General features: G+C 64.7%; 7 protein-coding genes. 6 read left to right on the forward strand and 1 reads right to left on the reverse strand.

The window, feature by feature from the left end; genetic code table 11:
• Nucleotides 1-157 precede the first annotated feature (157 nt).
• Genes AC0L2F_RS05990 through treY form a run of 6 tightly spaced genes read left to right on the forward strand, consistent with a single transcriptional unit; the run spans nt 158 to nt 14161 of the window.
• The gene (locus AC0L2F_RS05990; RefSeq protein WP_473247821.1) at nt 158-2104 is read left to right on the forward strand and encodes a maltotransferase domain-containing protein; all 1947 of its coding nucleotides are present in this window, start codon (nt 158-160) and stop codon (nt 2102-2104) included.
• A gap of 11 nt (nt 2105-2115) precedes the next feature.
• Nucleotides 2116-5409: a maltose alpha-D-glucosyltransferase gene (gene treS / locus AC0L2F_RS05995; protein ID WP_473247822.1), complete on the forward strand. Its 3294-nt coding sequence runs from the start codon at nt 2116-2118 to the stop codon at nt 5407-5409.
• Nucleotides 5402-7540, forward strand: coding sequence for a 1,4-alpha-glucan branching protein GlgB (gene glgB, locus AC0L2F_RS06000; protein WP_063995113.1), 2139 nt, complete (start codon nt 5402-5404; stop codon nt 7538-7540). The genes treS and glgB overlap by 8 nt, the downstream gene beginning before the upstream one ends.
• A gap of 3 nt (nt 7541-7543) precedes the next feature.
• Nucleotides 7544-9622 carry a glycogen debranching protein GlgX gene (gene glgX, locus AC0L2F_RS06005; protein WP_473247823.1) on the forward strand — a complete coding sequence of 693 codons (2079 nt, stop codon included), beginning with the start codon at nt 7544-7546 and terminating at the stop codon, nt 9620-9622.
• Nucleotides 9619-11373, forward strand: a complete 1755-nt coding sequence (gene treZ, locus AC0L2F_RS06010) for a malto-oligosyltrehalose trehalohydrolase (protein ID WP_473247824.1) — start codon at nt 9619-9621, stop codon at nt 11371-11373. Before glgX ends, treZ begins: the two co-directional genes overlap by 4 nt.
• A 1-nt stretch (nt 11374) precedes the next feature.
• Nucleotides 11375-14161, forward strand: coding sequence for a malto-oligosyltrehalose synthase (treY, locus tag AC0L2F_RS06015; RefSeq protein WP_473247825.1), 2787 nt, complete (start codon nt 11375-11377; stop codon nt 14159-14161).
• 3 nt (nt 14162-14164) lie between these two features.
• On the opposite strand, the gene AC0L2F_RS06020 is transcribed toward treY, so the two are convergent.
• Nucleotides 14165-14482 carry a polyhydroxyalkanoic acid system family protein gene (locus AC0L2F_RS06020; protein WP_473247826.1) on the reverse strand — a complete coding sequence of 106 codons (318 nt, stop codon included), beginning with the start codon at nt 14480-14482 and terminating at the stop codon, nt 14165-14167.
• Between the last annotated feature and the right edge of the window lie 174 nt (nt 14483-14656).

Genomic DNA, 14656 nt, shown 5'->3' on the forward strand with positions numbered 1-14656 from the left:
AACGAGGTCGCTGAGGAGGTTAGTCAGGGTTAACTCGCAAGCCGGGCCTGCCGTTCCCCACGGAACCAATGACACACAAGCGGCTTTCTATAGTGGTATCAAGCGTAGGTTCCCGGCAAGGGAAACGGGCTCCTGCTTTCTTGTCAATGGCATCACCGTGAACAAGACAATTCAAACTGTCGAGAGTGCCGCAGCGGGCAGCACTTTCCTCATCGAAGACGTCTATCCCCTGATCGACGGCGGGCGCTTCCCCGTGAAGCGGATCGCGCGCGAACCGGTCGAGGTCTGGGCCGACATCTACCGCGACGGCGACGCCGTGATCGGCGCAGCGCTGATCTGGCGACAGGAGCAGGACCGCGAATGGCAGAGCGAGCCGATGATCCCGCACGGCAATGACCGCTGGTCAGGCGCGTTCACACCGGTCGAGCCCGGCAAATATGTCTATGCGATCGAAGCCTGGACCGACGAATTCGCCACCTGGTCGCACGCAGTCGCGCGCAAGCAGCGCTCCGGTGCCGACGTCACGCTCGATGCGATCGAGGGCGCCGGCCTTCTGACCAAGGCTCATGGCGCGCAGCAGGACGCCGCCGCCGTCATCGTCAGGCAATGCGAGGACTATCTTCAGACCGGCGACGTTGCCCCGCTGCTGGCAACCGAGCTCGGCGCAGCCATGGCGGAGAGCCAGTCGCGGCCTGATCTCACGCGCTCGGCGCTATTCCCGCTGCACGTCGACCGCGACAAGGCGCGCTTCGGCGCGTGGTATCAGATGATGCCGCGCAGCCAGAGCGTGGTGCCAGGACAGCACGGCACGCTCCGCGACTGCATCGCGCGGGTGCCCGACATCGCCGCAATGGGCTTTGACGTGCTCTACTTCACGCCGATTCACCCCATTGGCCGCACCCGGCGCAAGGGCCGCAACAACGCGCCGGTGGCGGGCGACGGCGATCCCGGCTCGCCCTATGCGATCGGCGCCATCGAGGGCGGGCACGATGCGCTGCATCCCGAACTCGGCACGATCGAGGATTTTCGCGCGCTGGTCGCGACCTGCCTGGAATACGGCCTCGAGCTCGCGCTCGACTTCGCCGTGCAATGCTCGCCGGACCACCCGTGGCTGACGCAGCATCCGGAATGGTTCAAATGGCGCCCGGATCGCTCGGTGCGGACGGCTGACGGGCCCTATTCCGATATCGTGATCCCCGATTTCGCGTCCGTCGACCGGGCTGGCCTGTGGAACGCGTTTCGCGACGCCATGCTGTTCTGGATCGACCACGGCGTCACCATCTTCGCCATCGACAATCACGACACCGCGCCGATCGCCTTCTGGGAGTGGCTGATCCGCGACATCCGCCGCCGGCATCCCGAGGTGATCCTGTTCTCCAAGACGTTCGCGCGCCCGAAGCTGATGAAGGGCCTCGCCAAGCTCGGCTTTGCACAATCGTTCAGCTATTTCCCCTGGCGCACGGCGAAGTGGGAGCTGGAGCAATATCTCGGCGAGCTGACGCGCTATCCCGAACGTGATTTCTATCGGCCGAACCTGTTCGTGAATACGCCCGATCTCTTGCCCTATCATCTCCAGGGCGGCGAGACATGGGCGTTCAAATCGCGCGTTGCGCTGGCCGCGACCTTGTCCGGCAATTATGGCGTCTACGGCGGGTTCGAGCTGCTGGAGCACGACGCGATCCCCGGCCGCGAGGAATATCTCGACTCAGAGAAATACCAGATCAAGCAGCGCGACTGGAACAAGCCCGGCCATATCAAGACCTACATCGCGGATCTCAATCGCATCCGCAACGAGAATTCTGCGCTTCAGCAGACGGCGAACCTGCGCTTCCTCGGCATCGAAGACGGCGAGACGATCACCTTCGTCAAGGAAGCGACCGATCCGGCCAACATCATCGTGATCGTGATTGCACTGTCGCGCGACGTGCGCGAATTCTGGTTGCCGCTCGGCGACGTCACGGTTGACGCCGGTGGGCAGCGACACCATGTGTCGGCACTCGAAAACCTCCTCACCGGCGAACAGGCCCGCATCGAATGGGGCGGGATCAGGTTGCGTATCGATCCCGAGCGCGATCCGGCGCTGCTGTTCCGCTGCCTGGCGTAAAGGCGCACGCCATGAACGTATTGTCTTCCGTCGACACCAAGAAAGCCGAGGCTGCCGAGATCGTGGATGAACTCTGGTACAAGGACGCCATCATCTATCAGCTTCACGTCAAGGCGTTTGCGGATAGCAATCATGACGGCATCGGCGATTTCGCAGGGCTGACCGAGAAGCTGCCTTATCTCCAGGAGCTCGGCGTCACCGCGCTGTGGCTGCTGCCGTTCTATCCTTCGCCCGGCCGCGACGACGGCTACGACATCGCCGACTACGGTGCGGTCAATCCCGATTTCGGGACGATGAAGGATTTCAAGCGCTTCATCCAGGAAGCGCAGAAGCGCGGGCTGCGCGTCATCACCGAGCTTGTCGTCAATCACACCTCGGACCAGCACAATTGGTTCAAGCGCGCGCGCCGCAGCCCTCCGGGCTCGAGCGCCCGCAACTGGTATGTCTGGAGTGACACCGACCAGAAATACCAGGGCACCCGCATCATCTTCACCGACACCGAGAAGTCGAACTGGACCTGGGATCACGAGGCCGGCGCGTTCTACTGGCACCGCTTCTTCTCGCACCAGCCGGATCTCAATTTCGACAATCCGCGCGTCGTCAGCGCCCTGATCCAGGTGATGAAGCGCTGGCTGGACGCCGGTGTCGACGGCTTCCGTCTGGACGCCATTCCCTATCTCTGCGAGCGCGAAGGCACCTCGAACGAGAACCTGCCCGAGACGCATGCCATCATCAAGCGGCTGCGCCACGAGCTCGATTCCTACTCCAAGGGCAAGCTGCTGCTGGCGGAAGCCAACCAATGGCCGGAGGACGTGCAGGAATATTTCGGCCGCGGCGACGAGTGCCACATGGCCTATCACTTCCCGCTGATGCCGCGCATCTACATGGCGATCGCGCAGGAGGACCGTTTCCCGATCACCGACATCCTGCGCCAGACGCCGGACATTCCCGCAAGCTGCCAATGGGCGCTGTTCCTGCGCAATCATGACGAGCTGACGCTGGAGATGGTGACAGACGTCGAGCGCGACTATCTGTGGACCACCTACGCCAACGATCCGCGCGCCCGCATCAATGTCGGCATTCGCCGGCGCCTCGCGCCGCTGATGGACAACGACCGGCGCAAGATCGAGCTGATGAACTCGCTGCTGCTGTCCTTCCCCGGCACGCCGATCATCTATTACGGCGACGAGATCGGGATGGGCGACAACATCTATCTCGGCGACCGCAACGGCGTGCGTACGCCGATGCAGTGGAGCCCGGACCGAAACGGCGGCTTCTCGCGCTGCGACCCGGCCCGCCTCTATGCGCCGCTGATCATGGATCCCGTCTACGGCTACGAATCGGTGAATGTGGAGGCGCAGTCGCGCAGCCTGTCCTCGCTGCTCAGCGCCACCAAGCGCCTGATCTCGGTGCGCAAATCGACGCTCGCCTTCGGCCGCGGCACCATGACCTTCATCCGCCCGGCCAACCGCGCCGTGCTGGCCTATGTCCGGCAGTACCGCGACGAGGTGATCCTCTGCGTCGCCAATCTGTCGCGCGCGGCCCAGGCGACCGAGCTCGATCTGTCGCCCTGGAAGGACCGCATCCCGCAGGAGATGCTCGGCCGCACGCGTTTTCCGGCGATCGGCGAACTGCCCTACATGGTCACGCTGGGGCCCTATGGCTTCTACTGGTTCCAGCTCACCGAGCGCGACAAGTCCGAGCCGGTGATGCCGCGCGCTGTCCCGGAATTCGAGACGCTGGTGGTGCCGGTGAACTCGACCTGGGTGTCGCTGGCGCGCGAGCGCGGCGTGTTCGAGCATGAGGTGCTGCCGGGATTCCTGTCGCGCACGCGCTGGTATCCGGAGCACAATCCCAAGCACATCAAGCCGACGCTGACCTCGGCGGTGCCGTTCTGCGACATCGGCGACAACAGGCCCTGGATCGCGTTCTTCGAGGCGGCGCAGGGCGACGTCACCACGCGCTACGTGCTGCCGATGCAGATCGAATGGGTGCGCTTCGACCGCGAACGCTTCAATCCCAGGGCGCTCGCCGCCGTGCGCCAGGGTGCCCGCGAAGGCACGCTGCTGGACGTCGCAACCGAGCAGATCTTCATTGGCCTGTTCCTGCGCAATCTGTCGCAGAACCTGGTGGTGGAAGAAAACAATCTGCGGCTGGAGTTCAAGGCGACCAGCCGGTTTGCCGAGTACACCATCAAGGAGCCCGAACGCATCCGCGCGATCGAGCAGTCGAACAGCACCGCGCTGGTCGACAACCAGTATGTCGCCAAGATCTATCGCCAGCTCGAAGCCGGCATCAATCCGGAGATCGAGATCGGCTCGTACCTCACCGAAATCGCCCGCTTTGCCAACACGCCGGCACTGCTCGGCAGCGTCGAGCTGGTCGAAGACGACCGTCGCAGCGCAGTCGGCGTGCTGCACGCCTATGTCGAGAACCAGGGCGACGGCTGGGGCGTCACCGCGGGCTATCTCGACCGCTATATCGACGAGCAGCGGGTGCTGCCCCCGGGCGAGATGCCCCGCGAGACCCAGGAGCAAGCGCCCTATCTGCACTTCATTACGCAGATCGGCCGGCGGCTTGCCGAGCTGCATGTGGCTCTGGCCGCCGCAAAGCCAAACGATCTCGTGCCGGAGCCGATTGGCTCCGCACAAATCAAGCGCTGGTCATCCGAGCTCAAGGCACGGGCCGAGCGGGTCTTCGAGCGGCTGGCCAGCAGCAGCGACGGCCTGCGAGAGGCAGATCGGCCGCTGATCAATCAGCTCGCCGCGCAGCGGGCGTCCCTGTCCGGCCGGCTCAACGCGCTATTATCTTCCGAGATCGGCGGGTTGAACATCCGTCATCATGGCGACTTCCGCCTCGGGCAAACTCTGATCGTGAAGGACGATATCTTCATCATCGACTTCGACGGAGATCCGCGTTCGCCGCTGGCCGACAAGCGGCGCAAGCTGCCTGCGGCGCGCGACGTTGCCGGCCTGATCCGCTCGATTGATCTTTCGGTTGACGCGGCGCTCCACCGCGCGCTCACGGGTGCTTCCGACGAACAGGGCCGGCTTACGGCTGCGCTCGACGAATGGCGCGAGCGCACCACCGCGACGTTCCTCACCGCCTACCGCGAAGCCATGACCGATCGGCGGCTGTGGCCGGAAGATCCGCAATCCGCGGCAGGCCTGTTAAGGTTTTTCCTGCTTGATCAAGCGTTCGAGGAAGTAGAGTACGAGCTGTCCCACCGGCCTGAGGGGCTCCATGCGCCGCTGTCCGGACTGCTTCGCATTCTGTCCAGTATCGAGAGCGAAGCCCATGCCTAAACTCCCTGCCGAGGCCTATGCGATCATCGAGGGTCGCCACTCCGATCCCTTCCACTATCTCGGGCTGCACCCCGAGGGCGACAAGAGCGTGGTGCGCGCGTTTCTTCCCGATGCCTCCAATGTCGAAGCGGTGGGCGAGCACGGCGAGGTGGCGAAGCTCGATCGCGTCCATGATGCCGGCCTGTTCATCGGCGCTCTCCCGAACGGCGCGAAGCACTACCAGCTCCGCGCCAAGTTCGGCGACAACGTCATCGAATTCGAGGACACCTATCGCCTTCCGCCGATCCTGACCGATTTCGACCTCTATCTGCTCGGCGAAGGCACCCACCAGCGCCTTTACGACAAGCTCGGCGCGCATCCGATGCGGCTCGAAGGCATCGATGGCATCGGCTTCGTGGTGCTGGCGCCGAACGCCCGGCGTGTCTCCGTGGTCGGCGACTTCAACTTCTGGGACGGACGGCGCCATCCGATGCGGGTGCGGGGCGCGGGCTATTGGGAATTGTTCATCCCGCACGCCAAGGCCGGCGACCACTACAAGTTCGAAATTATCGGACCGCATGGCCATCTGCTTCCGTTGAAGTCCGATCCGATGGCGTTTGCGAGCGAGGTGCGGCCGAAGACCGCTTCCATCGTGTTCGACGAAGCGCATCTGCCGCGGCCGCGACCGGCGCCCGACGGCATCAACGCGTTGTCCGCGCCGATGTCGATCTACGAGGTCCATCTCGGCTCGTGGCGGCGCAAGAACGGCAATGAATGGCTGACCTATCGCGAACTGGCCGAGCAGCTGCCGGCCTACGCCCGCGACATGGGCTTCACCCATCTCGAATTCCTCCCCGTCAGCGAGCATCCTTTCGACGGCTCTTGGGGCTATCAGCCGACCGGCCTGTATGCGCCAACCAGCCGCTTCGGCACGCCCGAGGATTTTGCCGCGCTGGTCGATGCCTGCCACCGCGAAGGCGTCGGCGTGCTGCTCGACTGGGTGCCCGGCCACTTCCCGGACGATCCGCACGGGCTCGGTAGTTTCGACGGTACAGCGCTATACGAGCACGCCAATCCGCTCCAGGGCCGCCACCTCGATTGGGGCACGCTGATCTACAATTACGGCCGCACCGAAGTGACGAACTTCCTGGTCTCGAACGCGCTGTTCTGGCTCGAGCGCTACGCGATCGACGGACTGCGCGTCGATGCCGTCGCGTCCATGCTCTACCTCGACTACAGCCGTCCGCCCGGCGCGTGGATTCCGAACCAGCATGGCGGCCGGGAGAACATCGAGGCGATCGCGTTCCTGCGCCGCTTCAACACCGAGCTGTTCGCGCGTTTCCCGCAGGCGACCACGGCCGCCGAAGAGTCCACCGCCTGGCCGCAGGTCTCGCGCCCGGTCGAGTTCGGCGGGCTCGGCTTCGGCTACAAGTGGAACATGGGCTGGATGCACGACACGCTGAACTACATCAGCAAGGACCCGATCCACCGCAAGCATCATCACGGCGACATCCTGTTCGGCCTGCACTACGCCTTCTCGGAAAACTTCGTCCTGCCGCTGTCGCATGACGAGGTCGTGCACGGCAAGCGCTCGATCCTGGGGCGCATGCCCGGCGACGAATGGCAGCGCTTCGCGAACTTGCGTGCCTATTACAGCTTCATGTTCGGCCATCCCGGCAAGAAGCTGCTGTTCATGGGCGCCGAGATCGCGCAAAGCCGTGAGTGGAATCACGACCAGTCGCTCGACTGGCACCTGCTCGAGTACAAGCCCCATTCAGGCATCCAGGCGCTGATCCGCGATCTCAACCGGCTCTATCGCGCGGTACCCGCCCTGCACCAGATGGACTGCGAGCAGGCCGGCTTCGAATGGCTGATCACCGACGACGCCAACCGCAACGTGTTCGCCTGGCTGCGCAAGGGATTTGACGAGCACGCCCGGTGCATGGTGATCGTCAACTTCTCACCCAACGTCTATCGCAACTACCGCGTCCGCGCGTCCCTCGGTGGCAAGTGGAAGGAAGTGTTCAACTCGGACTCCGCCCATTACGGCGGCAGCAATGTCGGCAACATCGGCGAAGTCCATGCCGTCGATGGCGAGCTCCGCCTCACCATTCCGCCGCTCGCCGCGATCTTCCTCGTTCCGGAAAGCTGAACGATGCGCCTGACTGCTGGATCGCCCGCACGCCTCGGCGCAAGCTGGGACGGACGCGGCACCAATTTCGCGCTGTTCTCCGCCAACGCGCAGAAGGTCGAGCTGTGCCTGTTCGACATGCAAGGCCGCCGCGAACTCGAGCGCGTCGAGCTGCCGGAGCGCACCGAGGATGTCTGGCACGGCTATCTCAACGACGTCTCGCCCGGCCAGCTCTACGGCTATCGCGTGCATGGCCCCTACGAGCCGGAGCACGGCCACCGCTTCAACGCCAACAAGCTCCTGCTCGATCCCTATGCCAAGCGGCTTTCCGGGCGGCTGGTCTGGAGTGACGCGCATTTCGCCTATCGCACCGGAAGCCCGCGCGAGGACCTGTCGTTCGACCGGCGCGACAATGCGCGCGGCATGCCGAAGGCCGTCGTCGTCGACGAGACCTTCAACTGGGGCCGCCGCGAGATCCGGCCCAACATTCCCTGGGAAGACACCATCATCTACGAGGCCCATATCAAGGGACTGACACAGAAGCGCGACGACGTGCCGCCGAATTTGCGCGGCACCTATGGCGGCCTGTCCTCGCCGGCGATGATCGAGCACCTGAAGAAGCTCGGCGTCACGACGGTGGAGCTTCTGCCGGTGCACAGTTTCGTCGATGACCGCATCCTGGTGGAGAAGAAGCTCGCCAATTACTGGGGCTACAACACGCTGTCCTTCTTCGCGCCCGAGCAGCGCTATTCCCAGGACAACGCCCTCGATTCCTTCCGCACCACCGTTGCACGCCTGCACGATGCCGGCATCGAGGTGATGCTCGACGTCGTCTACAACCACACCGCCGAGGGCAATCACCTCGGCCCGACGCTGTGCTACCGCGGCATCGACAACGCCTCCTATTACTGGCTGAACCGCGAGAACCCGCGCTATTACGACGACTTCACCGGCTGCGGCTCCTCTTTGAACCTCACCCACCCGCGCGTGCTGCAGATGGTGATGGATTCACTGCGCTATTGGGTCGAGGTCTGCCACGTCGACGGCTTCCGTTTCGACCTCGCCACCACGCTGGCGCGCGGGCCGAACGGTTATGATCGCGGCAGCTCGTTCCTGACCGCGATCCGCCAGGACCCGGTGCTGGCGAGCGTCAAGCTCGTCGCCGAACCCTGGGACCTCGGCCTCGGCGGCTATCAGGTCGGCGCATTTCCCTCGCAATGGTCGGAGTGGAACGACCGTTACCGCAGTGCCATGCGCCGCTACTGGAGCGGCGAAGGCAGCCTGATCGGCGACATCTCCAGCCGCATGACGGCGTCCTCCGACCTGTTCAACCACGACGGACGGCGGCCGCGCGCCAGCGTCAACCACATCACCGTGCATGATGGTTTCACCCTCGCCGATCTCTTCAGCTACAACGAGAAGCACAACGAGGCCAATGGCGAGGACAATCGCGACGGCTCCAACGACAACCACAGCAACAATTGCGGTGTCGAGGGCCCGACCGACGATCCGCAAATCGTCAGCTTGCGCCGTCAGCTTCGCAAGAACGTGCTGGCTTGCCTCATGCTGGCGCAGGGCATTCCGCTGATCCTCGCCGGCGACGAGGTCGGGAATTCGCAATCAGGCAACAACAACGCCTATTGCCAGGACAACGAGGTTGGCTGGGTCGGCTGGGACAATCTCGGCAAGGACGGCGACGACATGGTCGATTTCGTCGCCGAACTCGCCGAGATCCGCCGCCGGTTCTCGCAGCTTCGCAGCCATCGCTGGCTCGACGGCCGCCCCAAGGACGGCATCTCCTACGGCGCGCTGTGGCTGACGCCGGCCGGCGACGAAATGACGGAAAGCGACTGGAAATTCCCGGAAGGGCGGTTCCTGTCCTATGTGATGGGGCCGATGGAACCGGGCAGCGCCGCGATCTTTATCGTACTCAACGCAGCCCCCGAAGAGATCGCATTCAAATTGCCAAAATTGACCGAATACAAGAGCTGGCAGCAAATCCTCAACACGACGGACGCCAAGCTGAACACGGTCGACTTCCAACCCGGAAGCGACAGCAAGGCGCCGCCGCGCTCCGTGCTCGCTTTCGCGGGGGCGCTATGAGGCCATCCTTCGGGGCGAGGCCGACAAAGGACGGCGTGTCGTTCCGGCTGTGGGCGCCTGCCGCGCGCCGTGTCGATCTCCTGCTCGACAGACGACACGCGATGCAGCGCCGGCAGGATGGCTGGTATGTCGCCGAGATTGCCAATCTGCCCGTCGGCAGCACCTACAAATTCAGGATCGACGACGAGATGGACGTGCCCGATCCGGCGTCTGCATTCCAACCCGACGACGTATTCGGCCCGAGCGAGGTGATCGATCATGACGCCTTCGCCTGGCGCGCATCCGATTGGCGCGGCCGCCCCTGGGAAGAGACGGTGCTGATCGAGACGCATGTCGGCACCTTCACCGCGGAAGGCACCTATCGTGCCATGATCGACAAGCTCGATCATCTCGTCGCGACCGGCATCACCGCGGTCGAGCTGATGCCGCTGGCCGACTTCGCCGGTCGTCGCGGCTGGGGTTATGACGGCGTGCTGTGGTACGCGCCCGACAGCGCCTATGGCCGTCCCGATGATTTGAAGACGCTGATCGACGAAGCACATCTGCGCGGGCTGATGGTGTTCCTCGACGTCGTCTACAATCATTTCGGCCCCGAGGGAAATTACCTCGGCCGCTACGCGCCGGCCTTTTTCACCGACGCGCACACGCCATGGGGCAGTGCGATCGATTATCGCGTGCCGCAGGTTCGCGCTTTTGCCGTCGAGAACGCGCTGTCGTGGCTCAGCGACTATTGCTTCGACGGCCTGAGGCTCGATGCCGCCAATCACATCATGGCAATCCCCGGCGAGCAATCGATGCTGCAAGACCTCAGCGTCGCCGCGGGCGAGCTTGCCAAGGCGACGGGGCGGCATATCCATCTCGTGCTGGAGAACGGCGACAACCGCGCGAGCCTGCTTGACGCCGCGCAGGAGCCTCCGAACGGCAAATATCGCGCCCAGTGGAACGACGACTACCACCATGCCTGGCACGTGATGCTGACGGGCGAGCTCGCCGGCTATTACGCGGACTATCAAACGCCTCGGCTCGATCTCGCACGCGCGCTCGCCTCCGGCTTCGTCTATCAGGGCGAAATCTCTGAATTCTGGGGCAAGAAGCCGCGCGGCGAGGACAGCGGCGAGCTGCCGCCAGCAACCTTCGTCAACTTCCTGCAAAACCACGACCAGGTCGGCAACCGGCCGCTCGGCGACCGGCTGGAGAGCCTGGCACCGCCCAAGCAGATCGAAGCAGCCCTCGCGGTGACCCTGCTCGCGCCGATGGTGCCGATGCTGTTCCAGGGCGAGGAGTGGGGCTCCACCGCGCCCTTCCCGTTCTTCTGCGACTTCCAGGGCGGACTGGCTGATGCCGTGCGCAAGGGACGCAGGCAGGAATACGCCTGGGCCTATGAGACGTACGGCGACGAGGTGCCCGACCCGCTCGATCCGGCAACGCCGCAATCGGCCGTGCTCGACTGGACCGGCCACACGTCGGAGCAGGACGCACGTCTCGCGCTGGTGCGGGAGCTGCTGGCACTCCGCCACAAGGAGATCGCGCCACGACTGAAAGGTGCGCGCTTCGGTGATTCCGCCGTGGCCGATAGCGGCCTGCTCACCGCACATTGGCACATGGGGGATGGCGCGACGTTGCGCCTCGTGGCCAATCTCTCCGACAAGGATGTCGCGTGTTCCGACGGCGGTGTGGGGACCCTGGTCTGGGGCGGCGCGACCGGCGACCGGCTTGCGCCCTGGTCGGTGGTCTGGCGCCTCGGAGGTTGACATGCCTCCAGCCATTCCTCTCGCAACCTACCGGCTTCAGCTCACCGCGGATTTCGACTTCGACAAGGCCGCCGCGGTCGTGCCCTATCTGAAGGCGCTGGGGATCACGCATCTCTACACCTCGCCGGTGATGAAGGCCCGCAAGGGCTCGACCCACGGCTATGACACCGTCGATCACAGCCAGTTCAATCCGGAGCTCGGCGGCGAGGCCGGCTTTGCGCGGCTGAGCGAGGCGCTGACGCGACACGACCTCGGCCTCATCATCGACTTCGTACCGAACCATGTCGGCGTGCACTTTGCCGACAATCCCTGGTGGCTGGACGTGCTGGAATGGGGCCAGGCCTCGCCGCACGCCGTCTCCTTCGATATCGACTGGGATCAACTGGCTTTCCGCGCCCGCGGCGGCGTGCTGCTGCCGATCCTCGGAGCATCCTATGGCGAAGCGCTCGAGAGCGGCGATATCGAGCTGCGCTACGATCCCGACGAAGGTAGTTTTTCCGCCTGGTATTTCGAGCACCGCTTGCCGATCGCGCCGGAGCGCTATGGCGAGATGCTGCGGATGATCGTGAAGGAAGCCGACGCCGCCGAGACCGAGGCCGGCAAGCGCCTGCTGTCGCTCGCGGCGCGCTACACGGGACTGCGCCGTCCCAACCGCAAGGAAGCGCCCGGCTTCAAGGCGGAGCTCAAGGAGATCGCAGGCGGCGCCGATATCATCGCGCGCGGCCTTGGCGCCTATCGCGCCGCCAAGGACCGCGCCGCGCAGACGCTGGCGCTGCATCATCTGCTGGAGCGCCAGCACTACAAGCTCGGGCACTGGCGGCTTGCCTCGAGCGACATCAACTATCGCCGCTTCTTCGACGTCAACGGGCTCGCCGGCATGCGCGTCGAGGATCCCGGCACGTTCGCCGCCACGCACCGGCTGGTGAAGCAACTCATTGCCGACGGCAAACTGCAAGGCATCCGGCTCGATCATATCGACGGCCTGCGCGATCCCGCGCAATATTGCCAGCGGCTGCGCCGGCTGGTGCGCGACGCGCAGGGCACCACCAGGCCGTTCTATACGGTGATCGAGAAGATCCTGTGCGAGCACGAGCGCCTGCCGCATTTCGCCGGCGTCCAGGGCACCACCGGCTATGAGTGGATGAATGCCATCACCCACGTTCTGGTCGACCCCAAGGGACTGGAGGCGCTGGACGAGACCTGGCGGCAGATCAGCAACCGGCCGCCGCGGCTCGCGCCTTACGTCAAGGACGCCAAAAGGCGCGTGCTGGAGACACTACTGACCAGCGAATTCACAGTTCTGACGCGCCTGCTGGCGCGCATCGCCAACGGGCACTACTCGACCCGCGACTTTTCCGCCGACAGCCTGCGGCAGGCGCTCGAGCTCTACGTGCTTCATTTCCCGGTGTACCGCACCTATTTGACGACAGGCGCGCCGACGGCGAACGATCGCAAGCTGATCGACGACACCATCGAGGCCGCGCGCCGGGAATGGTTCGCCGCGGACGAAGGCATTTTCGACTTCCTGCGCGACGCGCTCACCATGGACTTGCTCAAGCCCGGCCGTCCCCCGCACAGCGCGCCGCGCGTGCGCCGCTTTGCGCTGAAGGTACAGCAATTCACCGGACCGATGATGGCGAAGTCGCTGGAGGACACCGCCTTCTATCAATTCCACCGGCTGCTCGCCCTGAACGAAGTCGGCGGCGATCCCGCGAGCAAGGGGCTCACCATTCCCGCTTTCCACGAGACCATGCAGGCCCGCGCCCGGGAATGGCCGCAAGGGATGACGGCGACCGCCACGCACGACACCAAACGCGGCGAGGACGCCCGCGCGCGGATCGCGGCCTTGAGTGAAATTCCCGGCGAATGGACCAGCGCCGTGGCGCGCTGGAAAGTCCTGAACGCGCCGCACCTCGCGCTCGACGGCAATCTGCGCGCTCCCTCGGCAACGTTCGAATACATGCTCTACCAGACGCTGCTCGGCGCCTGGTCCCTCCAGGAGCCGGCCGGTGCCGGTTTCGTCGCGCGTATCCAGGCGTATGCGCTCAAGGCCGCCCGCGAGGGCAAGGAGGAGACCAGCTGGCTCAACCCGCACGAGGCCTACGAGAACGGCGTCCATAGCTTCATCGCGAAGATCCTCGATCCCGCGCTGTCAGGCGAATTCCTGGAGGCGCTGCAAACCCTGGCTCGCCGCGTCGCGCTGCTCGGTGCGCTGAACGCGCTGAGCCAGCTCACGCTCAAGGCGACACTGCCGGGCGTGCCCGACTTCTACCAAGGCACCGAATTCTGGGACCTCTCGCTGGTCGATCCCGACAACCGCCGCCCGGTGGATTTTTCCGCACGACACGCGGCGCTGGGCACGCTGGAGAATCCGGATTGGAATCATCTGATCCAGAGCTGGCCGGACGGCCAGCTCAAGCTGGCCTGGACGCGGCACCTGCTCAAGCTGCGCAACGAGTTGCCGGACGTCTTCGCGCGAGGCGACTACCAGCCGCTTCAGGTGCAGGGCGCACATGCCGACCATGTCGTGGCGTTTGCCCGCCGCCACGGCCGGGCTGCGGCGATCGTCGCGGTCGGGCGCCAGTTCGCACCTTTCACGCAAGCAGGACGCGAATGGCCGGCGCTCGATGGAGCCGACGCCACTATCGACGTCACGGGCTATAGCGTGCCGGGTTTCGCCGGGAACGATCTGCCGCTCGCGCAGGCGCTTCGCGGTTTTCCCGCTTCTGTCATCCCGGCGCGCCCAGCGGGTGTGGCGAAGCCGGGGCGACAGCGCACCCGCGCTTGAACGCTAGCTCTTCCCGTCTTTGCCCAACAGCAACTGGCCGCGCTTGCGGATCGTGGCCCGCGCCATCTCGGCAAAGCGCTGCAATAGCCAGGGCAGCACCACCTGCACCTTGACATGGTCGTCGGCGACATCGACCTGGCCGCTCGCAATCTGCCCCAGCGCGCGGATACGGAAATTCATGCTGTCGCCGTTCCAGCGCTCCTCCTCGACCTGCATCACGGGAATGCTGGCGGCAGCACGGCCGAGCCCGGTCTTGAGACGACGCACCGCCTCCTCGCGGCCGAGGCGGTGGGGAATAGAGACGACAAGCGGTGCTGACATGGCTCTGCCCGGTTAGTGATTGAACCTCACATAATCATGCCCCCGGACACCGCAAAGGTTCCATGCAAGTGGAGCGTGCAACCGGTGTTTCATTGGGGGAACTTTAAAACCTGCGGCAAGTTGCCCTCGCACCACGGGACAGGTTGCAAGAGACCCTTCCAACGAAGGGCTGGA

The organism is Bradyrhizobium sp. Ken64 (assembly GCF_055807555.1).